The sequence below is a fragment of the Microbispora cellulosiformans genome (genome assembly GCF_008728085.1).
GTDB lineage: Bacteria > Actinomycetota > Actinomycetes > Streptosporangiales > Streptosporangiaceae > Microbispora > Microbispora amethystogenes.
On sequence record NZ_VYTZ01000006.1, the window covers coordinates 189,082 to 211,198 of the forward strand.

Consider the following 22,117-nt stretch of genomic DNA (forward strand, 5'->3'; position numbering starts at 1 on the left):
CGTCCAGGCATGAGACTCGTCGTGGCGGGACACGGACCGACCGCCCACCGCCTGATCGAGACGCTCGTCGAGCGGGGCTTCGACGGGACGATCACGGTGTTCGGGGAGGAGCCCCGCCCGGCCTACGACCGGGTCGCGCTCACCTCCTATCTCAGCGGCAAGAGCGTGGACGACCTCACCTACCGGGTGCCGGACGGCGTGAGCCTGCGGACCGGCGTGAAGGTGGTCTCCGTCGACCGCGCCGCCCGCACCGTCGCCACCGACGCCGGCTACACCGAGCCGTACGACATGCTGGTGCTGGCCACCGGGTCGGCGCCGTTCGTGCCGCCGGTGCCGGGCAAAGACCTGCCGGGCTGCTTCGTCTACCGCACCATCGACGACCTGGACGCGATCAGGGAGGCGTCGCGGGACGCCCGCGCCGGGGTGGTCATCGGCGGCGGCCTGCTCGGCCTGGAGGCGGCAGACGCCCTGCGCGGGCTCGGCCTGGAGACGCACGTCGTCGAGATGAGCGGCTGGCTGATGCCCCGCCAGGTGGACGAGGGCGGCGGCTCGGTGCTGCGCAACCACATCGAGGCGCTCGGGCTCACCGTCCACACCGGCGCCGGGGTCCGGTCGATCGAGGCCGGGCCGGACGGCCGGGTGGCCGCGCTGGTCAGGCCGGACGGCGAGGCCGTAGACGCCCAGGTCGTCGTCTTCTCCGCGGGCGTGCGGCCGCGCGACGAGCTCGCGCGGGACTGCGGCCTGGAGGTCGGCGAGCGCGGCGGCATCGTGGTGGACGAGGGCATGCGCACCTCCGACGAGCACATCTACGCGGTCGGCGAGTGCGCGCTGGCGGCCGGGATGGTCTACGGCCTGGTCGCGCCGTGCTTCGCCCAGGCCGAGGTCGCCGCCGACCGCATCCTGCGCGGCTCGGCCGCCTTCACCGGCGCCGACATGTCCACCAAGCTCAAGCTGCTCGGCGTCGAGGTGGCGCAGTTCGGGGCCATGTCGGGCGCGCTCGACGTCACCTACATGGACCCGGTCGCCGGCGTCTACAAGCGCCTGTTCGTCAGCGACGACGCCACGACCCTGCTCGGCGGCATCTGTGTCGGCGACGCCGGGCCGTACAACGCGCTGCGGCCCTTCGTCGGCAGGCCGCTGCCCGGCGCGCCGAGCGACCTGCTCTTCGCGGGCGCGGGCACCACGTCGACCGACCTGCCGGACGACGCCCAGGTCTGCTCCTGCAACAACGTCACCAAGGGAAAGATCTGCGCGGCCATCGCCGACAAGGGACTGACCGACGTGCAGGGCATCAAGGACTGCACCCGGGCCGGCACCACCTGCGGCAGCTGCGTGCCGATGCTCAAGCAGATCCTGGTGAAGTCGGGCGTCGACGTCGGCAAGGCTTTGTGCGAGCACTTCGCCCACAGCCGGGCCGAGCTGTTCGACATCGTGAGCGTGCGGGGGATCACCACGTTCTCCCAGCTCATCTCCGAGCACGGGACGGGCCGCGGCTGCGACATCTGCAAGCCGGTGGTCGCCTCGATCCTCGCCTCCCTCGGCCGCGGCCACATCCTCGACGGCGAGCAGGCCACGCTGCAGGACACCAACGACCACTTCCTCGCCAACATCCAGAAGAACGGGACCTACTCGGTGGTCCCGCGCATCCCGGGCGGCGAGATCACTCCGGACAAGCTCATCGTGATCGGCGAGGTGGCCCGCGACTTCGGGCTCTACACGAAGATCACCGGCGGGCAGCGCATCGACCTGCTCGGGGCCCGGGTCGAGCAGCTGCCCGCCATCTGGCGCCGCCTCGTGGACGCCGGCTTCGAGTCAGGGCACGCGTACGGCAAGGCCCTGCGCACGGTGAAGTCGTGCGTCGGGTCCACCTGGTGCCGGTACGGCGTGCAGGACTCGGTCGGCCTGGCCATCGCGCTGGAGCTGCGCTACCGCGGGCTGCGCTCGCCGCACAAGCTGAAGTCGGCCGTCTCCGGATGCGCCCGCGAGTGCGCCGAGGCCAGGTCGAAGGACTTCGGCGTCATCGCCACCGAGCAGGGCTGGAACCTGTACGTCGGCGGCAACGGCGGCTTCAAGCCCCGCCACGCCGACCTGCTGGCCGCCGACCTGTCCACCGACGACCTGGTCAGGACCATCGACCGGTTCCTGATGTTCTACATCCGCACCGCCGACCGGCTGCAGCGCACCGCCGCGTGGCTGGAGGGCCTGGACGGCGGTCTCGGCTACCTCCGTGAGGTGATCATGGAGGACTCGCTCGGGATCTGCGCCGACCTCGACGCGCAGATGGAGCGGCACGTGGCCACGTACGTCGACGAGTGGCGCGCCGCCATCGAGGACCCCGACAAGCTGCGCCGCTTCGTCAGCTTCGTGAACGCCCCGGGCATCCCCGACCCCTCGATCTCCTTCGAGACCGAACGCGACCAGATCAAGCCGGTGCTGATTCCTCTGGAGGCAGTGCGCTCATGACCATCCTCAACGAGACGGCGACCCGTACCGACCGCTGGACCCCGGTCTGCTCCTACACCGACCTGCTCCCCGAGCGCGGCGCGGCCGTGCTGGTCGGCACCATGCAGGTCGCGGTGTTCCGCACGTTCGACGGTGCCCTGTACGCCCTGGGCAACTTCGATCCCTTCAGCGGGGCGTACGTGCTGAGCCGGGGCATCGTCGGCACCAGGGGTGGCGAGCCGACCGTGGCCTCGCCCATGCACAAGCAGGTGTTCTCACTGGTCACCGGCGTGTGCGTGGACGACCCCGCCGTCGCCGTGCCGACCTATCCCATTCGTGTGACGGACGGAACCGTGGAGGTGAGCGTGGTATGACCGCGCTGCTAGAGGAGGCCCCGATGACCCTGGAGACGGCGCCGGACGCGCTGGCCGGGTTCACGATCGGGGTGACGGCGACCCGCCGCAGCGAGGAGCTCTCGGCGCTCCTGGAACGGCGGGGCGCCCGGGTGGTGCGGGCGCCCGCGATCCGCATCGTGCCGCTGGCGGAGGACACCGGGCTGCTCGCCGCGACCCGGGCCTGCCTGGAGGCACCGATCGACGACGTGGTCGTCACCACGGGCGTGGGGTTCCGCGGCTGGATGGCCGCCGCGGAGGGCTGGGGCCTGTCCACCGACCTCAACGCCCACCTGGCCGGCGCCCGGCTGCTGGCCCGCGGCCCCAAGGCGAGGGGAGCCGTGCGCGCTGCCGGGCTGGCGGACTACTGGACGCCGGGCACCGAGTCGTGCGAGGAGGTCAAGGAGTACCTGCTCGCGCAGGACCTGCGGGGGCGCCGCATCGCCGTGCAGCTGCACGGCGAGCCGCTGGACGGCTTCGTCGCCGCGCTGCGCGAGGCCGGGGCCGACGTCATCGAGGTGCCCGTCTACCGCTGGCTGCCCTACCGCGACACCTCGCCGCTGCGCCGCCTGATCAGCCAGGCCATCACCGGATCGGTGGACGCGGTCGCCTTCACCAGCGCGCCCGCCGTGCTGGCCATGCTGGGCGCCGCCCGCGCCGACGGGCTGGAGGACGCCCTGCTCGCCGCGTTCGACACCCGCGTGGTCGCGGCCTGCGTCGGCCCGGTCACGGCCGGGCCGCTGACCCAGCGGGGCGTACGGGTCGTCCAGCCCGACCGGGCCCGCCTCGGCGCGCTCGCCCGGACCCTCGCCCGCCACCTGCCGGAGAGCGGGGTCACCCGGCTCGTCGCGGGCGGCCACGAGCTGGAGATCCGCGGCCACGCCGTGGTGGTCGACGGCGACCTCAAGCCGCTGCCGCCCGCCCCGATGGCCGTGCTCAAGCGGCTCGCCGAGCGCCCCGGGCACGTGGTGGGCCGCGCCGACCTGCGGGTCGTGCTGCCCGGCGGGCCCTCCCGCGACTCGGCCGAGCACGCCGTCGAGATGGCGATCACCCGGCTGCGCCGGGCGCTCGGCCCATCCGGCATCGTCGAGACCGTCGTCAAGCGCGGCTACCGCCTCGCCTGCGGCCGCGACGACCGGTGAGGCGGCCCGTGGTGAGGCGACCCGTGCGGTGAGGCGGCCCATGGTGAGGCGACCCGTGCGGTGAGGCGGCTGGACGGCGGGAACGACGGCGGAGGCCCTGTGGGCCTCGGGGCGGAGGAGCGCGAGATGGAGACCCCAACTCTGGTGATGGCGGCGCACGGGGCGCGCAGCGGGCACTGGGAGTCGGTGATGGAGTCGCTCGCGGCGCGGGTGCGCCGGGCCCGGCCCGGCGCGCGGGCCGAGCTGGGGTTCCTGGAGATCAGCTCGCCGCTGCTCGCCGACGTTCTCGCGGGGGCGCCGGGACCGGTCGTCGTGGTCCCGATGCTCCTCGCCGGGGGATACCACGCGCACATCGACCTGCCGGCCGTCGTCGCCCGCACCCGGCCCGACGCGGTCGTCGCCGGGCAACTCGGCCCGCACCCGCTGCTGACCTCGGTGCTGGCGCGGCGCCTGGCCGCCGCCGGCCTGCGGCCCTGCGACGCCGTCATCCTCGGCGCGGCCGGGTCCTCCGACCCCGCCGCCCTGGACGACGTCCGCGCCGCCGCGCGCCTGCTGTCCGTACGGCTGTCGCGTCCCGTCACCGCAGCCTTCGCCTCGTCCGGCACCCCGACGGTCGCCGAGGCGATGGAACGGGCCAGGTCGGGCCTCGCGCCGCGGGTCGCCGTCGCGTCCTACCTGCTCGCGCCCGGCTTCTTCCACGACCGCCTGGAGAGCGCCGGGGCCGACCTGGTCAGCGCGCCCCTCGGCGTGGACGACGACCTCGCCGCCCTCGTCTGGACCCGCTTCGACGAGGCCCTCACCCGCCGCCACCCCACCGGCCTGCCCGCCCTCGCGGGCTAGGGTCCGGGCGCGGGTCAGGCGGCGTGGTCACGCAGGTAGCGGGCGAAGGACTCCCGGGCCAGTCGTGACACGGTCTTTCCTTCCCGTTCCGCCGGCTCTCTGGCGGCGGCCTTCTCGGCCGGGGCTGCGTCAGCGGTCGGTGCCGCGGTCGCGGCGGCGCAGGTAGCGCTCGAACTCGGCGGCGATCGCGTCTCCGCTGGCCTCGGGGAGCTCGGCGGCGTCCTTGCGCTCCTCCAGCTCCCTGACGTACTCGGCGACCTCGGTGTCCTGCGCGGCGAGCTCGTCCACGCCGTGCTCCCAGGCCCGCGCCTCCTCGGCCAGGTCGCCGTACGGCATGGGGATGTCGAGCATGTCCTCGATGCGGCGCAGCAGCGCCAGCGTCGCCTTGGGGTTGGGCGGCTGGGCGACGTAGTGGGGGACCGACGCCCACAGGGACACGGTCTGCAGCCCGGCCGTGCCCAGGGTGTGCTGGAGCACGCCGACGATGCCGGTGGGGCCCTCGTATTTGTTCAGCTCCAGGTTGAGCGCGCGGGCCATGCCGAGGTCGCTCACGGAGCCGGTGATCGGCACCGGGCGGGTGTGCGGCGAGTCGTTGAGCAGCGCGCCGAGCAGGATCGCCAGCTCGACGCCGAGGTCGTGGCAGAGCCCCACGAGCTCCGCGCAGAAAGAGCGCCACCGCATGTTGGGCTCGATGCCGCGCAGCAGCACCACGTCGCGCTTGGCGCCCGGCGGGCGGGCCAGCAGCAGCCGGGTGGTCGGCCAGACGACGGAGCGGGTGAGGCCGTCGCCGAGCTCGATCACCGGCCGGGTCACCTGGAAGTCGTAGTAGTCCTCGGGGTCCAGCTCCACGAGTGGCGTGGCCTTCCACTCGGCCTCGAGGTGCGCGAGCACGCCGCTGGACGCCTCGCCGGCGTCGTTCCACCCCTCGAACGCGGCGATCAGCACCGGGTCGACGAGCTCGGGGAGCCCTTCGAACTCGATCACGCGCCGCCTCCCTCACTGGCCCTATGCAGTATGGCTCACTCCAAGACTATTCGGTGAGGGGCCCCGCCCGTCACCTTCGCCGGGCACACCCGCCCGTGGCGCGGCTCCGGCCTGTGGTGATGTCCGAAGGTGCGGAGAGGTCCCGCCCCCGTGCCCACCGGTCTTTCTCTTTCCGTGCGCGGAATCGGTGATCCGCCCGCGGGCCGATAGTCTTGCTCCATGACCAGCAGACCGTCCTTCCGTACCGTGCTGTCCGAGCGAGTTCTGATCGCCGACGGGGCAATGGGGACGATGCTGCAGTCCTACGACCCCACTCTTGACGACTTCCAGGGCCACGAGGGCTGCAACGACGTGCTCAACGTGAGCCGTCCCGACATCGTGAGCGCCGTCCACGACGCGTACCTGGAGGTGGGTGTCGACTGCGTCGAGACCAACACCTTCAACGCCAACCGCGCGGCCCTCGGCGAGTACGGCATCGAGGACCGCATCTTCGAACTGTCCGAGGCCGGCGCGCGGCTGGCCAGGGAGCGGGCCGACCACTGGTCGACGCCGGACCGGCCCCGGTTCGTCCTCGGCTCGATGGGCCCCGGCACGAAGCTCCCCACGCTCGGCCACCTGCCGTACGAGACGCTGCGCGACGCCTATCGGGACAACGCGGCCGGCCTGATCGCCGGCGGGGCCGACGCCCTGATCGTCGAGACCTGCCAGGACCTGCTCCAGGTCAAGGCGGCCGTCGTCGGCGCGAAGCGGGCCGTCGAGGCCGCCGGGCGGGACGTCCCGATCATCACCCAGGTCACCATCGAGACCAACGGCGCGATGCTGCTCGGCTCCGAGATCGGCGCCGCGCTGACCGCGATCGAGCCGCTCGGCGTCGACCTGATCGGGCTCAACTGCGCCACCGGCCCCGCCGAGATGAGCGAGCACCTGCGCTACCTGGCCAGGCACGCCCGCGTGCCGCTGTCGTGCATGCCCAACGCCGGGCTGCCGCAGCTCACGTCCGACGGCGCCTACTACCCGCTGAGCCCGGGGGAGCTGGCCGACGCCCACGAGACGTTCACCCGCGACTACGGGCTCGCCCTCGTGGGCGGCTGCTGCGGCACCACCCCCGAGCACCTGCGCCAGGTGGTCGAGCGGGTCGGCGGGCACACCCGCGGCGAGCGCCGCCCCCGTCCCGAGGCCGGCGCGGCCTCCCTCTACCAGCACGTGCCGTTCCGGCAGGACACGTCGTACCTGGCCATCGGCGAGCGGACCAACGCCAACGGCTCCAAGGCGTTCCGCGAGGCGATGCTGGCGGGCAACTACGAGGAGTGCGTCGAGATCGCCCGGGCGCAGGCCCGCGACGGCGCGCACCTGCTCGACCTGTGCGTCGACTACGTCGGCCGCGACGGCGTGGCCGACATGAAGGAGCTGGCGTTCCGCTTCGCCACCGCCTCGACGCTGCCGATCGTGCTCGACTCGACCGAGCCGGCCGTGCTGGAGGCGGGCCTGGAGATGCTCGGCGGCCGGGCCGTGGTCAACTCGGTGAACTACGAGGACGGCGACGGCCCGGACTCGCGGTTCCAGAAGGTCATGCGCCTGGTGCGGGAGCACGGCGCGGCCGTGGTCGCGCTGACCATCGACGAGGAGGGCCAGGCCCGCACGGCCGAGTGGAAGGTGCGGGTCGCGTCCCGCCTCATCGAGGACCTGGTGAACAACTGGGGCATGCGGGTCGAGGACATCATCGTCGACTGCCTGACGTTCCCGATCGCCACCGGCCAGGAGGAGACCCGGCGCGACGGCGTCGAGACGATCGAGGCGATCCGCGAGCTCAAGCGCCGCTATCCCACCGTGCAGACCACACTGGGCCTCTCCAACGTGTCGTTCGGCCTCAACCCGGCCGCGCGCATCGTGCTGAACTCGGTGTTCCTCAACGAGTGCGTCAACGCGGGGCTCGACTCCGCGATCGTGCACGCCTCCAAGATCCTGCCCATGAACCGGATCCCGGACGAGCAGCGCCAGGTCGCGCTCGACCTCGTGTACGACCGCAGGCGCGAGGGCTACGACCCGCTGCAGCGGTTCATGGAGCTGTACGAGGGCGTGGACGCCGCGTCGATGAAGGCCGGGAAGGCGGCCGAGCTGGCCGGGCTGCCGCTGTGGGAGCGGCTCAAGCGGCGGATCATCGACGGTGAGCGCAAGGGCCTGGAGGCCGACCTCGAAGAGGCCCTCACCCAGCGGCCCGCGCTGGAGATCATCAACGACGTGCTGCTCGACGGCATGAAGGTCGTCGGCGAGCTGTTCGGCTCCGGCGAGATGCAGCTTCCGTTCGTGCTGCAGTCGGCCGAGGTGATGAAGACGGCCGTGGCCTACCTCGAACCGCACATGGAGAAGGTCGAGGGCAGCACCAAGGGCCGCATCGTGCTCGCCACGGTGAAGGGCGACGTGCACGACATCGGCAAGAACCTCGTCGACATCATCCTGTCCAACAACGGCTACGACGTGGTGAACCTCGGCATCAAGCAGCCGGTGTCGGCGATCCTGGAGGCCGCCGAGGAGCACCGGGCCGACGTGATCGGCATGTCCGGGCTGCTGGTGAAGTCCACCGTCGTCATGAAGGAGAACCTCGAGGAGCTGAACTCCCGGGGTCTTTCGGGCAAGTTCCCGGTGCTCCTCGGCGGCGCCGCGCTGACCAGGGCGTACGTCGAGCAGGACCTGGCCGACGTGTACCGGGGCGAGGTCCGCTACGCCCGCGACGCCTTCGAGGGCCTGCGCCTGATGGACGCCTTCATGGCGGTCAAGCGCGGGGAGGACGGCGCGTCGCTGCCGCCGCTGCGGGCGCGCCGGGTGAAGACCGGGGCGGTGCTGACGCGGACCGCCGAGGAGGACGTGCCGGCCCGCTCCGACGTCGCGGCGGACGCTCCCGTGCCCGTCCCGCCGTTCCTCGGCGACCGGGTGGTGAAGGGCATCCCGCTGGCCGACTACGCCGCGTTCCTCGACGAGCGGGCGACGTTCATGGGCCAGTGGGGCCTGAAGGCCGCCAGGGGCGGCGACGGCCCGTCGTACGAGGAACTGGTGGAGACCGAGGGCCGGCCCCGGCTGCGGATGTGGCTGGAGCGCCTGCAGACGGAGAACCTGCTGGAGGCGGCGGTCGTCTACGGCTACTTCCCCTGCGTGAGCGAGGGCGACAACCTGATCATCCTCGACGAGGACGGCAAGGAGCGCACCCGCTTCACCTTCCCGCGCCAGCGCCGCGACCGCCACCTGTGCCTGGCCGACTTCTTCCGCTCCCGCGAGTCGGGTGAGGTGGACGTCGTCGGCTTCCAGATCGTCACGATGGGCAACCGCGTCAGCGAGGCCGCGGGCGAGCTGTTCGCGAAGGACGCCTACCGCGACTACCTGGAGCTCCACGGTCTCTCGGTGCAGCTCACCGAGGCGCTGGCGGAGTACTGGCACGCGCGGGTGCGCTCCGAGCTGGGCATCGGCGGCGACGAGTCGCTGGCGGACATGCTCAAGGTGAACATCACCGGCTGCCGCTACTCCTTCGGCTACCCGGCCTGCCCCAACCTGGAAGACCAGGTGCAGGTCATGGAGCTGCTCGACCCCGGGAGGATCGGCGTGCGGCTGTCGGAGGAGTTCCAGCTCCACCCCGAGCAGGCGACCTCCGCCCTCGTCGTCCACCACCCCGAGGCGAAGTACTTCAACGTCTGACGGATATGTGGAAGGCCTGACCGGCCGTCGGCGCGTCCACGCGGCCCCCGTACCATGTCAGTCCCCCCTCATCGGGGGGTCGCCGGGGGGAAGGGGCCACGTGGACGCCGTGCTGTTCGACATGGACGGGCTGCTCGTCGACACCGAAGGGGTGTGGTTCGAGGTCGAGACCGAGGTGGTCACCCGCCTCGGCGGCACCTGGGGCCCGGAGCACCAGGAGCAGCTCGTGGGCGGTTCCTGGGACCGCACCGTCAGTTACATGCTGGAGCTGACGCGGACGGACGTCGATCCCATGGTGGTGGGGCAGTGGCTGATCGACGGGATGGAGAGCAGGCTGTCGGCCGACGTGACGCCGATGCCGGGCGCCCTTGACCTGCTGCGCGGACTCGCCGACCACGGCGTGCGCACCGCGCTCGTCACGTCGTCGCTGCGGATCATCGCCGACGCCGTGCTCAAGGCCGTCGGCCGGGAGCACTTCGAAGTGATCGTGACGGCCGACGACGTCACGTGCACCAAGCCCCACCCTGAGCCGTACCTCACGGCGGCGGGCCTGCTGTCGGTGGACCCGGGGCGGTGCGTCGCGCTGGAGGACTCGCCGAACGGCGTGGCGTCGGCGACGGCGGCCGGTTGCCGGGTCGTCGCCGTGCCGAGCGTGCTGCCGATCGCGCAGGCGCCGGGGCGGGTCGTGATGCCGTCGCTGCTCGACGTGGACGTGGACTTCCTCCGGGCTCTCGTCCGCTGAATCGGGGTGGCGCGGGCCCCGCATGATCGCGTCGCGGATGCCAGGATGGAGGTACGTGACGAAGGGGCCCCGCCATGAATTACAACGACATCGCCTGGCTGCCGGTGTGCGGCGGCCTGACGGCGGTGGGACTCGTGCTCACCTATCTGGCCTTCCGCCGCAGGGGAGCGGCCACGGGCCTGCGGGCCGCCGCCTGGTCCCTGCTGCCGCTGGCCGCATATCTCACCGGCGCGCAGGCCACGTTGTGGAACATCGGCACGGCCGCCGTGCGCTTCGTGACCGGCCTGGTGCTGTCGCCGCTCGCGTGGGCCGGCGTGGCGGTGGCGGGGCTGTCGGCCGTGCTGTTCGTCGTGTCCGGCGCGATGCGCGGCCGCTCGCTCTCGCGGGCCCGTACGCCCCGACCCGGCGCCGCCGAGGCGGCGCCGGCCGCCGCGCCGAAGGCTGAAGCGCCCAAGAAGGTGCAGACCGCGAAGCCTGCGCCACGTCAGGTCGAACAGCCCGCGGCGGATGATTTCTCCGAGATCGAGGACATCCTGAAGCGGCGCGGGATCGGCTGAGCCCCACGCCGAACATCCCCCGCCGAACATCCCACATCGTGGGACCAAGTTACCCGCGGGTGCAATGTTACAGTTCCACGACACAATCGAAACGGGACTCCGACAATCCCTTCAAGATCAACACGAATAAGTTTCTGGTGAATCACAGTTGAGCCACAGGCCTGCTCTGGGGACTGGTAATCCCAGCTCAACGCATACATTGTCCGTTTGCGGGGAGCCGTACACACCGGACCCCGCTGGACAATGTCGTCTGGGACCCAGGGGGCCGTACACCAAATGGCCGCGCGAAGCAAGGTCATGAGCGAACTTCGCTCCTCCGCCTCAGCGCCGTACTCCGGCTCTCCTGAGTGCGCCGCTCGCCGCACGCCGGCCGCGGGCGGGCCCGGAGGGGCCTGGTGAGCGCCCCTCTCGACGTCTCCGGTCAGGAGATGCGCGCCGAGCCGGAGGCCGTCGCCATCGCCGGCGGCGCCCCCATCCAGGGCCGCTCGCTCGGCCAGATCGCCTGGATGCGGCTCAAGCGCGACAAGGTCGCCCTGGCGGGCGGTCTGCTCGTCGTCTTCCTGATCCTCGTCGCCGTCTTCGCGCCGTTGATCGTCGGGGCGTTCGGGCAGGACCCGATGCAGTTCAACTCCGACCTCATCGACTCCTCCACGATGGCGCCCAAGACGGGCACCGGCATCGGTGCCCAGCACCTGTTCGGCATCGAGCCGGTGAACGGCCGCGACATCTTCAGCCGGATCGTGTACGGCGCGCGGATCTCGCTGCTCATCGCCTTCCTGGCCACGCTGCTCTCGGTGATCATCGGCACCCTGCTCGGGGTCACCGCCGGCTACTTCGGCGGCCTGGTCGACTCGATCATCAGCAAGACGATGGACGTCTTCCTGGCGTTCCCGATCCTGGTCTTCGCGATCGCGCTGGCGGGCATCGTCCCCGACTCGGCGTTCGGCCTGACCGGCGACACGCTGCGCGTCTCGCTGCTGGTGTTCATCATCGGCTTCTTCAACTGGCCGTACATCGGGCGGATCATCCGGGGGCAGACGCTGTCGCTGCGCGAGCGCGAGTTCGTGGACGCGGCGCGCAGCCTCGGGGCGCGCGGGCCGTACATCATCTTCCGCGAGCTGCTGCCGAACCTGGTCGCGCCGGTTCTCGTCTACTCGACGCTGCTGATCCCCACGAACGTGTTGTTCGAGGCGGCGTTGTCGTTCCTCGGCGTCGGCGTGCGCCCGCCCACCCCCACCTGGGGCGGCATGCTGTCGGACGCGGTGCGGTTCTACACGATCCCGCACTTCATGTTCTTCCCCGGCATGGCGATCTTCATCACGGTCCTGGCGTTCAACCTGTTCGGCGACGGACTGCGGGACGCCCTCGACCCGAAGGCCCGCTGAGCGGTTCCCCCCTCCCCCCTAAAAGTCCCCCGGCTCCTATCACCAAGGGGTTTGCAATGCTAAGAAGAAGACTGGGTATGGCGGCCACCGGCGCCGTGCTCGCCCTCGCCGTGGCCGCGTGCGGCGGCGGTTCGGGCAGCAGCACGCCGTCGTCCTCCGGCGGCGCCGCGGCCGGCGGCTCGGACTCGAAGAGCGAGTTCAACGCCGCGATGACGGGGGTGGTCAACCCGTCGGACAAGAAGGGCGGCATCCTCAAGTTCGCCAACGGCGGTGACTGGGACTCCCTCGACCCGGGTGACACCTACTACGGCTACTCCTGGAACTTCATCCGGCTGTACGGCCGGTCGCTGCTGATGTTCAAGTCGGCGGTGGGCAAGGAGGGCAACCAGCTCGCCCCCGACCTCGCCGAGGACCTGGGCAAGCCGAGTGACGACGCCAAGACCTGGACGTACAAGATCAAGAAGGGCGTCAAGTTCGAGGACGGGACTCCGGTCACGGCCAAGGACGTGAAGTACGCCGTGGAGCGGTCGTTCGACAAGGAGGTGTTCCCCGACGGGTACACCTACTTCAACGACTTCCTCGCCTGGCCGAAGGACTACAAGGGCGCGTACAAGTCCAAGGACGTCAACACCGACAGCGCGATCGAGACGCCCGACGACTACACGATCGTCTTCCACCTCAAGCAGCCGCTGAGCAACTTCGACTACTTCGCCCAGCTTCCCGCCACGATCCCGGTCCCCAAGGACAAGGACACCGGCGCGAAGTACAAGGAACACATCATCGCCACCGGGCCGTACAAGTTCGAGAAGAACGAGATCGGCAAGGGCTTCACGCTGGTCCGCAACGACCAGTGGGACCCGGCGACCGACCCGAACCGCAAGGCGCTGCCGGACGGCTACGAGGTCTCCACCAACGTCAACGCCGACGACATCGACAACCGGATCATCGCCGGCGACCTCGACATCGACGTCGCGGGCATCGGCGTGCAGTCGGCGGCCCTCGGCCGGGTCCTGTCCGACCCCGCGATGAAGGCCAACGCCGACAACCCGACCAGCACCCGCCTCTGGTACACCTCGATCAACGGCAACGTCCCGCCGTTCGACAACATCGACTGCCGCAAGGCCGTCCAGTACGCCGTGGACAAGGTGGCCCTCCAGACCGCCTGGGGCGGCGAGTTCTCCGGCGGGCAGATCGCGACCAGCATGCTGCCGCCGGCGATTCCCGGGCACGAGGACTTCAACCTCTACCCGCCGGGCGCCGACAACAAGGGCGACATCAACAAGGCCAAGGAGGCGCTGACCGCCTGCGGCCAGCCCAACGGCTTCGAGACCAACATCTCCTACCGCGCCGAGCGGCCGAAGGAGAAGGCGGCCGCCGAGGCGCTGCAGCAGTCGCTCGGCCGGGTCGGCATCAAGCTCACGCTCAAGCCGTTCCCGCAGGCCGACTACTTCGCGCTGTACGCCGGCAAGCCGGGCTACGCCAAGGACAACAAGATCGGCCTGGCCATGAACGGCTGGCAGTCCGACTGGCCCGACGGCTTCGGCTTCCTGCAGCAGATCACGGACAGCCGCGTCATCCGCGAGACCGGCGGCTCCTCCAACATCAGCGTCCGCGACCCCGAGGTCGACAAGCTCGTGGACAAGGCGATGCTGGAGACCGACACCGACGCCCGCAACGCGATCTGGACGCAGATCGACAAGAAGGTCATGGAGGACGCCTTCGTCCTGCCGAACGTGTGGACGAAGACCCTGCTCGTGCGGAGCAAGAACGCGACGAACATCTTCGTCAACGAGGCGTACGGCATGTACGACTACCTCGGCATGGGCGTCAAGTAAGCGCCCGCGACCAGACACATCCGATAGACGCGTGAACGCGGCAGGGGGGCCGGGCCGACCGGACCGGCCCCCGGAGCCGGGGGGACTGTGGTCACATACATCATCCGGCGGCTGATCTGGGCGGTCGTGATGCTCTCCATCGTGAGCATCATCACGTTCGCCATCTTCTTCCTGGTGCCGCGCCTGGCCGGCGCCACCTCGGAGAGCCTGGCCGCGCGCTACGTCGGGCGCACCGCCTCGGCGGAACAGGTCAAGGTCGCGGCCGAGAAGCTCGGCTTCAACGATCCGCTGATCGTGCAGTACGGGCGGTTCGCGAAGGGCATCGTCGCCGGCGCCGACTACGACTACGGTCCCGGCGTGGAGCACTGCCCGGCGCCCTGCTTCGGCTACTCCTTCCTCACCCGGCTCCCCGTCTGGCCCGACCTGCTGGACCGGCTGCCCGTCACGATGTCACTGGCCTTCGGGGCCGCCGTCATCTGGATGATCGCCGGTGTGGCGACCGGCGTGCTGTCCGCCCTGAGACGCGGCAGCCTGTTCGACCGCGCCGCCATGGGCGTCGCCCTGGCCGGCGTGTCATTGCCGATCTTCTTCACCGGCATCGTCTCGCTGGTCGTCTTCAGCTACGGCCATCCGTTCCGCATCACCGCCCCGGGCGGCAGCTTCACGCCGATCGAGGAGAACCCGGCGATGTGGGCGTACAACCTGATCCTCCCGTGGATCACGCTGGCCTTCCTGTACGCCGCCGGATACGCGCGGCTCACCCGGGCGGGCATGCTGGAGACGATGAACGAGGACTACATCCGCACGGCCCGGGCCAAGGGCCTGAACGAGCGGGTGGTGGTGGTCAAGCACGGCCTGCGCGGCGCGCTCACTCCCATTCTCACGATCTTCGGCCTCGACCTCGGCCTGCTGCTCGGCGGCGCGGTGCTCACCGAGAGCACCTACTCGCTGCCCGGCATGGGCAAGTACGCGATCGACGCGATCACCAACCAGGACCTGCCGAAGGTCATGGGCGTGACGCTCGTCGCCGCGTTCTTCGTGGTCTTCGCGAACCTGATCGTCGACCTCCTGTACGCCGTCGTGGACCCGAGGGTGAGGCTGGGATGAGCTTCCTGGAACTGAAGGACCTGCGGATCCACTTCCCGACCGACGACGGCCTGGTCAAGTCCGTCGACGGGCTGTCGTTCACGCTGGAGCGGGGCAAAACGCTCGGCATCGTCGGCGAGTCCGGCTCCGGCAAGAGCGTGACCAGCCTCGGCATCCTCGGCCTGCACAAGGGCGGCCGGGCCCGCATCTCCGGTGAGATCTGGCTGGACGGCGAGGAGCTCGTCGGCGCGAGCCAGGAGCACGTGCGGACGCTGCGCGGCAAGAAGATGGCGATGATCTTCCAGGACCCGCTGTCGGCGATGCACCCCTTCTACACGGTGGGCGACCAGATCATCGAGGCCTACCGCATCCACAACGACGTCAGCAAGAAGGTCGCGCGCAAGCACGCGATCGACATGCTGGGCCGGGTGGGCATCCCGCAGCCGGCCCGCCGGGTGGACAGCTATCCCCACGAGTTCTCGGGTGGCATGCGGCAGCGCGCGATGATCGCGATGGCGCTGAGCTGCGACCCCGAGCTGCTGATCGCCGACGAGCCGACGACCGCGCTCGACGTGACCGTGCAGGCGCAGATCCTCGACCTGATGCGCGACCTGCAGCGTGACTTCGACGCCGCGCTGATCGTCATCACCCACGACCTCGGCGTGGTCGCCGAGCTGTCCGACGACATCCTCGTGATGTACGGCGGCAAATGCGTCGAGTACGGCACGTCCGACGACATCTTCGAGCGGCCCGAGCACCCCTACACGTGGGGCCTGCTCGGCTCGATGCCGCGGCTGGACCGCGAGCCGACCGAGCGGCTGATGCCGATCAAGGGCTCGCCGCCGTCGCTGATCAACGTGCCGTCCGGCTGCGCCTTCCACCCGCGCTGCGCGTTCGAGGAGCGTACGGCCGGCCTGGCCAAGGCGGAGGTCCCCGAACTGCGGGAGACCGAGGGCGGCCACCTGGTGCGCTGCCACCTGCCCGCCGAGCGCAGGCGCGCCATCTGGCGCAACGAGATCAAGCCGAACCTGGAGGCTTCGTGAACGAGGAGCCCTTGCTGTCCGTACAGGGGCTGGAGAAGCACTTCCCGGTCACGAAGGGCCTGCTCCAGCGGCAGGTCGGCGCGGTCAGGGCCGTCGACGGCATCAGCTTCGACGTCAGGAAGGGGGAGACCCTCGGCCTGGTCGGCGAGTCGGGATGCGGCAAGACCACCACCGGGCGCCTCATCACGAGGCTGATCGAGCCGAGCGCCGGGAAGATCGTCTACGCGGGCCAGGACATCACGCACATGTCCCAGGGGCGGCTGCGCCCGCTCCGGCGCGACGTGCAGATGATCTTCCAGGACCCCTACAGCTCGCTCAACCCCCGTCACACGGTCGGCGCCATCGTCGGCGCGCCGTTCCGGATCCAGGGGATCAAGACCGGGCAGGGCACGAAGAAGGCGGTCCAGGAGATCCTGGAGCTCGTCGGCCTGAACCCCGAGCACTACAACCGCTATCCGCACGAGTTCTCCGGCGGCCAGCGGCAGCGCATCGGGATCGCCCGGACGCTGGCGCTGAAGCCCAAGCTGATCATCGCGGACGAGCCGGTCTCCGCGCTCGACGTGTCGATCCAGGCCCAGGTCGTCAACCTGCTGGAGGACCTGCAGGGGGAGCTCGACCTGACCTACGTCGTGATCGCGCACGACCTGTCGGTGGTGCGGCACATCAGCGACCGCGTCGCGGTGATGTACCTCGGCAAGATCGTCGAGATCGCGGACCGCAAGGGCCTGTACGAGTCGCCCATGCATCCGTACACCAACGCCCTGCTGTCGGCGGTCCCGATCCCGGACCCGAAGCGGCGCAAGGAACGGGAGCGGATCCGGCTGCAGGGCGACGTCCCCTCGCCGCTGAACCCGCCGCCCGCCTGCCGGTTCCACACCCGCTGCTGGAAGGCGCAGGAGATCTGCACGCAGGTCGAGCCGCCGCTGGAGACGCTCGCCCCCGGCCACCAGGTGGCCTGCCACTTCCCCGAGAACGCCCCCGGCCTCGCGGGCGGTCTCGCGGGCGGTGTCTCGGGAGGCGCGGCCTCCACGGGCGCGGTCCCGGCCGGGACCGACCCCGCCTGACCGTCTGATCGTCCTCCGCCGGTACGGCTCCCGCCGTCTTCCCCCCAGACGGTCCGCGGGAGCCGTACCGGCGGGGCGTGTGCCGCGCCCCCACGGCCACGCCCTGTCTCCGACGCTACCGGGTGCGGGCCCCGCCGGGCATCGGCCGCGCGTACGGCCCGCGCCTGCGCCCGGGGGAGGATGCGCCGGGCTTCGCTACTCCTGGAGGAGGAGCGCCCGCCCGCCGGGAGGCTCAGGAGAAGGCGCCGGGGATGATCAGCCCGGTCTCGTAGGCGAGCACGACCGCCTGCACCCGGTCGCGCAGGCCGAGCTTGGTCAGCACGTTTCCCACGTGCGTCTTGACGGTCGTCTCGCTGACCACCAGCGTGGCGGCGATCTCGGCGTTCGACATGCCCTTGGCGATGAGGCGCAGGACCTCGAGCTCGCGTTCGGTGAGCCGGTCGAGCCGCGCGGGGGTGGCCTGCTGGTGCGCGGAGGGCAGCCGGGCGGCGAACCGGTCGAGCAGCCGCCGGGTGACGCTCGGCGCCACGATGGCGTCGCCCGCCGCCACCACCCGGATCGCCTGGATCAGGTCGTCCGGGGGCACGTCCTTGAGCAGGAACCCGCTCGCGCCGGCGCGCAGCGCCTCGACGATGTACTCGTCCAGGTCGAACGTGGTCAGCACGAGCACCTTCGGCACGTGGGCGGTGGGCGCGGCCTCCCGCACGATGCGGCGGGTCGCCTCGATGCCGTCGGTGCCGGGCATGCGGACGTCCATGAGCACCACGTCGGGCAGCAGGGCGCGCGACTGGTCCATCGCCGTCGCGCCGTCGCCGGCCTCGCCCACGACGGTGACGTCGGGCTCCGCCTCGAGGATGAACCGGAACCCGGTGCGCAGCAGCGGCTGGTCGTCGACCAGCAACACCCGGATCGTCATGATCCGTACGTCCTGTGCGGGGCGGTGACCCGCCGGGCGGGGGAGAGCACCCTGATCGTCATGCTGTGTCCTTCAGAGGGCCGTGCGTGAGGGGGTCGTCCACGGCGGGGGCGTGCCCGGGGGCGCCGTGCTCGCCCGTGTCGTGCTCGCCCGTGTCGTGTTCGGTCGTGCCGGGTTCGGGGGAGCCGTGCCTGGGAGGACGGTCCTTGCCCGCACCGCCCTTGAGGGAGCCGTTCCTGGCGGGGCCGTCCTTCAGGGGGCTGTCCTTCAACGGGCTGTCCTTCAAGGGAAACCGGGCGCGGACCTCGAACCCGCCCCCGACGCGGGGTCCGATCCGCAGGACTCCACCATAGAGGGCCACGCGCTCGCGGATGCCGACGAGCCCGTGACCTTTGCCACCGATCCGCACCGATTCCTCCGCCGCGCCGCGCCCGTCGTCCTCGACCTGGAGGGTCAGCTCGTTCCCCTCGTGCCGTACGGTGACCCACGCGCGGGCGGCGGGGCCGGCGTGCCGCAGGCTGTTGGTGAGCGCCTCCTGCACGAGGCGGTAGGCCGCGAGGTCGACCCCGGGCGGCAGGCGGCGGCGGTCGCCCTCGACGCGCAACTCGGTGCGCAGGCCCGCCTCGCGCATCTGCTCGACCAGCGCCGGCAGGTCCCCCATGCCCGGCTGCGGCCCGCGCTCGGCCGGGCCGTCGGTGCGCAGCACGCCGACGATGTTGCGCATCTCGGCCATCGCCGTACGGCCCATCTCCTCGATGGCGGTGAGGGCGTCGCGGGCGACGTCGGGCTTGGTGTCCAGCATCCGCTGCGCCGCGGCGGCCTGCACGGTCATCACGCTCACGTGGTGGGCCACCACGTCGTGCAGCTCACGGGCGATCCGGGAGCGTTCCTCGGCCCGGGCGGCCCGCGTGTCGGCGTCCCGCGCCCGCTCCAGCCGGTGCGCCCGCTGGACCAGTTCGTCGAGGTAGGCGCGGCGCAGCCGCAGCGCCCGGCCGCACACCCAGCACAGCAGCAGGACGGCGGTGACGACGGCGTGGTCGGTCCAGGACGGGGTGATGACCCCGCTGACGGCGCTCGCGAGGTAGGAGGAGAAGGAGACGCCGAGGGCGGCCAGGCTCAGCGCCAGCCCCCGGTAGACGGCCACGGAGTAGAGCAGGACGAGCCCGCCGAACTCGCTCAGGCCGGGGTCGTAGTGGAAGGCGTCGAGCGCCGCCTGGGGGACGCAGGTGGCCACGAGCAGAAGGAGGGGCCGGTCGCGCCGCAGGGCCACGGGCAGTGTGCAGGCCGCCGCGAGGACCAGGTTCAACGCGTCCGCCGGCCGGGGCGTGGCGGACCGGAGCCAGCCGGCCCCCTCACTGGGGCCGGCCGAGGCGATCCACCAGAGGGACGCGGTCGTCAGCACCACCGCGAGGATCGCGTCGAAGACCAGGGGATGAGCCCGAAGCCAGGACCGCGTACTGCCGGGGGTGGTGCGCACGTACCAAATTTAGGCCGTCCCCGCGCGTGTCCACCCTGCCCGGGAGGGAAATCCCGCCTCCTCCGTACGGAGGATGCGCACCCTGGCCCGGTGACATGGGCCGGGGCCCGACGTCACGACCGCCGGAACCCGCCCCGGCGGACCGGTGCCGACGCTCCGCCCGGGGCGATGCGAGGGGGCAGGGATCGGCGGGAGGGGCACTAGATCTCGTCGGCGGCGGACCGTCTGTTCACGCGGGCCGACAGGCCGGGCTCGCGGTCCGGCACGGGCGGCGGGGTGCCGCCGAACTCCGGGCAGAGCGCCTGGTGGTCGCACCAGTCGCACAGCCGCGAGCGGCGGGCGCGCCACTCCCGGGTGCGCACCGCGCGCTCGATCGCCGCCCACAGCGCCTCGACCTTGCGCTCGGTGGCCCGCAGGTCGGCCTCGTCGGGGACGTAGCGGAGGATCTCGCCGTTGCCGAGGTACATGAGCTGGAGCATCCGGGGGACCTGCCCCTTCAGCCGCCACAGCGCCAGCGCGTAGAACTTCATCTGGAACAGCGCCTTGGCCTCCCACTCGCGGCCCGGCGCCGTGCCCGTCTTGTAGTCCACGATCCGCGTCTCGCCGGTCGGGGCCACGTCGAGCCGGTCGATGTAGCCGCGCAGCAGCAGCCCGCTGTCGAGCACGGCCTCGACGTACATCTCCCGCTCGGCCGGCTCCAGCCGCTGCGGGTCCTCCAGCGTGAAGTAACGCTCCACCATGCCGCGGGCCTGGGTCAGCCAGGCGTCGCGCTCCTCGTCGCTCTCGAACAGCCCCGCGTAGTCGGGCTCCTCGGTCAGCAGCCGCCGCCACTGCGGCTCCAGCAGCTCCTGCGCCGCGGCGACCGTCCGTGCCTCGGCCGGCAGGTCGTACAGCCGTTCCAGCACGGCGTGGACGAGGGTGCCCCTGACCGCGGCCGCCGAGGGACGCTCGGGCAGCTGGTCGATCACCCTGAACCGGTAGAGCAGGGGGCAGGTCATGAAGTCACCGGCCCGGGAGGGGGACAGCGCCCCGATAACGGCGCGCTCTTCGGCGAGGGTCATGCCGGAACTGTAGGACATCGAGCCGACAGAACGCGTCCGCGCGGGCCGTCTCCCCCCTCGCCGTCTCCCGTCTCCCCGCCGCCGTTCCCGTACGGCCGGGACGATCGCGTGCTCCGCGGCGGGCGGGCAGCTCTTAGGCTGATCTCACGTCGCGCCGCGTAGCATCGAGGGGCGCGGGAGGGAAGGCGGCCACATGAGCACACCTGTCAAGGAGTCCACCGGACTGCGGATGGGGCGGCCGTTCGGCATTCCCGTCTACGTCTCGCCGACGTGGCTCATCGTGGCGGCGTTCATCACGATCAGCTTCCAGCCGCGGTTCGCCGACATGCTGCCCGGCTACGGCGAGTCCGCCACCTACCTGGTCGCGCTGGCCTTCGCCGTCCTGTTGTACGTCTCGGTCCTGCTGCACGAGCTGGCGCACTGCGTGGTGGCCAAGCACTACGGCCTGCCGGTGCGCCGGATCACCCTCTACATGCTCGGCGGCGTCTCGGAGATCGAGTGCGAGCCCGAGACGGCGGGCCGGGAGTTCAACGTGGCCTTCGCCGGGCCGCTGCTGTCGCTGGGGCTGGCGGGGATCGGGGCCCTGGTGGAGGCCTTCGTGGTGCCGCCGGGCGGCCTGGCCCAGGTGCTGATGTGGCAGCTCTGGCTGTCCAACCTGATCGTCGGCGTGTTCAACCTGCTGCCCGGCCTGCCGCTCGACGGGGGCCGGATGCTGCGGGCGGCCGTGTGGAAGGTCAGGCGCGACTCGGGCACGGGCACGATGGTCGCCGCCTGGGTGGGACGTGGCGTGGCGGTCGCGGTGGTCGTGGTGCCGCTCCTGATGAACGTGATGGCCGGGCAGGAGCCCGGCATCGGCAGCATGCTCTGGACGGTGGTGCTGGCGTCGTTCATCTGGCTCGGGGCCTCCCAGTCGCTGCGGGTCGCCCGGGTGCGGGCCCGGCTGCCGCAGTTGCGGGCCAGGGCGCTGGCGCGCAGGGCGATCCCGGTCACCGCCGAGGTGCCGCTCTCCGAGGGCCTGCGCCGGGCGCGCGAGTCGGGCGCCGGGGCGATGGTGGTGGTGGACCACGACGGGCACCCGGTGGGCATCGTGAACGAGGCGGCGGTCAACGCCACTCCCGAGCAGCGCAGGCCGTGGGTGAACGTGGGGGCCCTGTCCCGCACCCTGGAGCCCGCGCTGGTGCTCGGCGCCGACCTGGAGGGCGAGTCGCTGCTCGACGCCATGCGGGGCTCTCCGGCGCCCGAATACCTGCTCGTCGAACGGGGCGGCGAGATCTACGGCGTGCTCGCCACCGCCGACGTCAACCGCATGTTCAGCGGGGTGTGAGCGGCGCCCCGGCCCTCCGGGCGGCGCGCGCCGGGGCGGCCTGGAGCGCGGCCCGCGCACTCGTCTTCGGGGCGGCCGGGGACTAGGGTGCTGAGCGAGACCGGGGCCCGAGCACGCTCGGTCACCCGTACGCGCGCTCCGGC

17 protein-coding genes are annotated in these 22,117 nt (G+C 71.5%); 13 read left to right on the forward strand and 4 right to left on the reverse strand.

The window, feature by feature from the left end:
- Positions 1-9 precede the first annotated feature (9 nt).
- The 4 genes from nirB (at position 10) to F5972_RS18035 (ending at position 4,816) form a co-directional block, all read left to right on the forward strand.
- Positions 10-2,463 carry a nitrite reductase large subunit NirB gene (gene nirB / locus F5972_RS18020; RefSeq protein WP_150934726.1) on the forward strand — a complete coding sequence of 818 codons (2,454 nt, stop codon included), beginning with the start codon at positions 10-12 and terminating at the stop codon, positions 2,461-2,463.
- A complete protein-coding gene (gene nirD / locus F5972_RS18025) occupies positions 2,460-2,816 on the forward strand; it encodes a nitrite reductase small subunit NirD (RefSeq protein WP_150934727.1) in 357 nt (118 codons plus the stop codon). The genes nirB and nirD overlap by 4 nt, the downstream gene beginning before the upstream one ends.
- On the forward strand, positions 2,813-3,976 hold the full coding sequence (locus tag F5972_RS18030) for a uroporphyrinogen-III synthase (RefSeq protein WP_150934728.1): 1,164 nt from the start codon (positions 2,813-2,815) through the stop codon (positions 3,974-3,976). The genes nirD and F5972_RS18030 overlap by 4 nt, the downstream gene beginning before the upstream one ends.
- Before the next feature lie 126 nt (positions 3,977-4,102).
- Positions 4,103-4,816, forward strand: coding sequence for a sirohydrochlorin chelatase (locus tag F5972_RS18035; RefSeq protein ID WP_150934729.1), 714 nt, complete (start codon positions 4,103-4,105; stop codon positions 4,814-4,816).
- 129 nt (positions 4,817-4,945) lie between these two features.
- Here the strand turns inward: F5972_RS18035 and F5972_RS18040 are convergent, their stop codons facing one another.
- The gene (locus F5972_RS18040) at positions 4,946-5,800 is read right to left on the reverse strand and encodes a PAC2 family protein (protein WP_150934730.1); all 855 of its coding nucleotides are present in this window, start codon (positions 5,798-5,800) and stop codon (positions 4,946-4,948) included.
- A 219-nt stretch (positions 5,801-6,019) separates the two neighbouring features.
- On the opposite strand from F5972_RS18040, the gene metH reads away from it, so the two are divergent.
- From metH to F5972_RS18080, 8 genes are all read left to right on the forward strand, one after another.
- The gene (gene metH / locus F5972_RS18045; RefSeq protein WP_150934731.1) at positions 6,020-9,484 is read left to right on the forward strand and encodes a methionine synthase; all 3,465 of its coding nucleotides are present in this window, start codon (positions 6,020-6,022) and stop codon (positions 9,482-9,484) included.
- Between the two features lie 100 nt (positions 9,485-9,584).
- Positions 9,585-10,226, forward strand: a complete 642-nt coding sequence (locus F5972_RS18050; protein WP_150934732.1) for an HAD family hydrolase — start codon at positions 9,585-9,587, stop codon at positions 10,224-10,226.
- Positions 10,227-10,300: 74 nt separating this feature from the next.
- Complete coding sequence (locus F5972_RS18055) at positions 10,301-10,783, forward strand: cellulose synthase (RefSeq protein ID WP_150934733.1); 483 nt, start codon at positions 10,301-10,303, stop codon at positions 10,781-10,783.
- A gap of 395 nt (positions 10,784-11,178) precedes the next feature.
- On the forward strand, positions 11,179-12,168 hold the full coding sequence (locus F5972_RS18060; protein ID WP_404803063.1) for an ABC transporter permease: 990 nt from the start codon (positions 11,179-11,181) through the stop codon (positions 12,166-12,168).
- Positions 12,169-12,245: 77 nt separating this feature from the next.
- The gene (locus F5972_RS18065; RefSeq protein WP_225311604.1) at positions 12,246-14,003 is read left to right on the forward strand and encodes an ABC transporter substrate-binding protein; all 1,758 of its coding nucleotides are present in this window, start codon (positions 12,246-12,248) and stop codon (positions 14,001-14,003) included.
- An 87-nt stretch (positions 14,004-14,090) separates the two neighbouring features.
- The gene (locus F5972_RS18070) at positions 14,091-15,110 is read left to right on the forward strand and encodes an ABC transporter permease (RefSeq protein ID WP_150934735.1); all 1,020 of its coding nucleotides are present in this window, start codon (positions 14,091-14,093) and stop codon (positions 15,108-15,110) included.
- Complete coding sequence (locus F5972_RS18075) at positions 15,107-16,132, forward strand: ABC transporter ATP-binding protein (RefSeq protein WP_150934736.1); 1,026 nt, start codon at positions 15,107-15,109, stop codon at positions 16,130-16,132. Before F5972_RS18070 ends, F5972_RS18075 begins: the two co-directional genes overlap by 4 nt.
- Positions 16,129-17,196, forward strand: coding sequence for an ABC transporter ATP-binding protein (locus F5972_RS18080; protein WP_191910184.1), 1,068 nt, complete (start codon positions 16,129-16,131; stop codon positions 17,194-17,196). The genes F5972_RS18075 and F5972_RS18080 overlap by 4 nt, the downstream gene beginning before the upstream one ends.
- 232 nt (positions 17,197-17,428) lie before the next feature.
- On the opposite strand, the gene F5972_RS18085 is transcribed toward F5972_RS18080, so the two are convergent.
- From F5972_RS18085 to F5972_RS18095, 3 genes are all read right to left on the reverse strand, one after another.
- Positions 17,429-18,112 (reverse strand): response regulator, encoded by a 684-nt coding sequence (locus F5972_RS18085; protein WP_150934737.1) that lies wholly within the window; start codon positions 18,110-18,112, stop codon positions 17,429-17,431.
- 58 nt (positions 18,113-18,170) lie between these two features.
- The gene (locus F5972_RS18090) at positions 18,171-19,589 is read right to left on the reverse strand and encodes a sensor histidine kinase (protein WP_150934738.1); all 1,419 of its coding nucleotides are present in this window, start codon (positions 19,587-19,589) and stop codon (positions 18,171-18,173) included.
- Positions 19,590-19,789: 200 nt separating this feature from the next.
- The gene (locus tag F5972_RS18095; RefSeq protein ID WP_150934739.1) at positions 19,790-20,650 is read right to left on the reverse strand and encodes a RecB family exonuclease; all 861 of its coding nucleotides are present in this window, start codon (positions 20,648-20,650) and stop codon (positions 19,790-19,792) included.
- 193 nt (positions 20,651-20,843) lie between these two features.
- On the opposite strand from F5972_RS18095, the gene F5972_RS18100 reads away from it, so the two are divergent.
- A complete protein-coding gene (locus F5972_RS18100; protein WP_150934740.1) occupies positions 20,844-21,974 on the forward strand; it encodes a site-2 protease family protein in 1,131 nt (376 codons plus the stop codon).
- Positions 21,975-22,117 lie beyond the last annotated feature (143 nt).

Excerpts from the sequence above, each read along its gene's own strand:
- nirB (WP_150934726.1), top strand. The coding sequence starts at position 10 with ATGAGACTCGTCGTGGCGGGACACGGACCGACCGCCCACCGCCTGATC.
- nirD (WP_150934727.1), top strand. The coding sequence starts at position 2,460 with ATGACCATCCTCAACGAGACGGCGACCCGTACCGACCGCTGGACCCCG.
- F5972_RS18030 (WP_150934728.1), top strand. The coding sequence starts at position 2,813 with ATGACCGCGCTGCTAGAGGAGGCCCCGATGACCCTGGAGACGGCGCCG.
- F5972_RS18035 (WP_150934729.1), top strand. The coding sequence starts at position 4,103 with ATGGAGACCCCAACTCTGGTGATGGCGGCGCACGGGGCGCGCAGCGGG.
- metH (WP_150934731.1), top strand. The coding sequence starts at position 6,020 with ATGACCAGCAGACCGTCCTTCCGTACCGTGCTGTCCGAGCGAGTTCTG.
- F5972_RS18055 (WP_150934733.1), top strand. The coding sequence starts at position 10,301 with ATGAATTACAACGACATCGCCTGGCTGCCGGTGTGCGGCGGCCTGACG.
- F5972_RS18065 (WP_225311604.1), top strand. The coding sequence starts at position 12,246 with ATGGCGGCCACCGGCGCCGTGCTCGCCCTCGCCGTGGCCGCGTGCGGC.
- F5972_RS18075 (WP_150934736.1), top strand. The coding sequence starts at position 15,107 with ATGAGCTTCCTGGAACTGAAGGACCTGCGGATCCACTTCCCGACCGAC.
- F5972_RS18085 (WP_150934737.1), bottom strand. The coding sequence starts at position 18,112 with ATGACGATCCGGGTGTTGCTGGTCGACGACCAGCCGCTGCTGCGCACC.
- F5972_RS18095 (WP_150934739.1), bottom strand. The coding sequence starts at position 20,650 with ATGACCCTCGCCGAAGAGCGCGCCGTTATCGGGGCGCTGTCCCCCTCC.
- F5972_RS18100 (WP_150934740.1), top strand. The coding sequence starts at position 20,844 with ATGAGCACACCTGTCAAGGAGTCCACCGGACTGCGGATGGGGCGGCCG.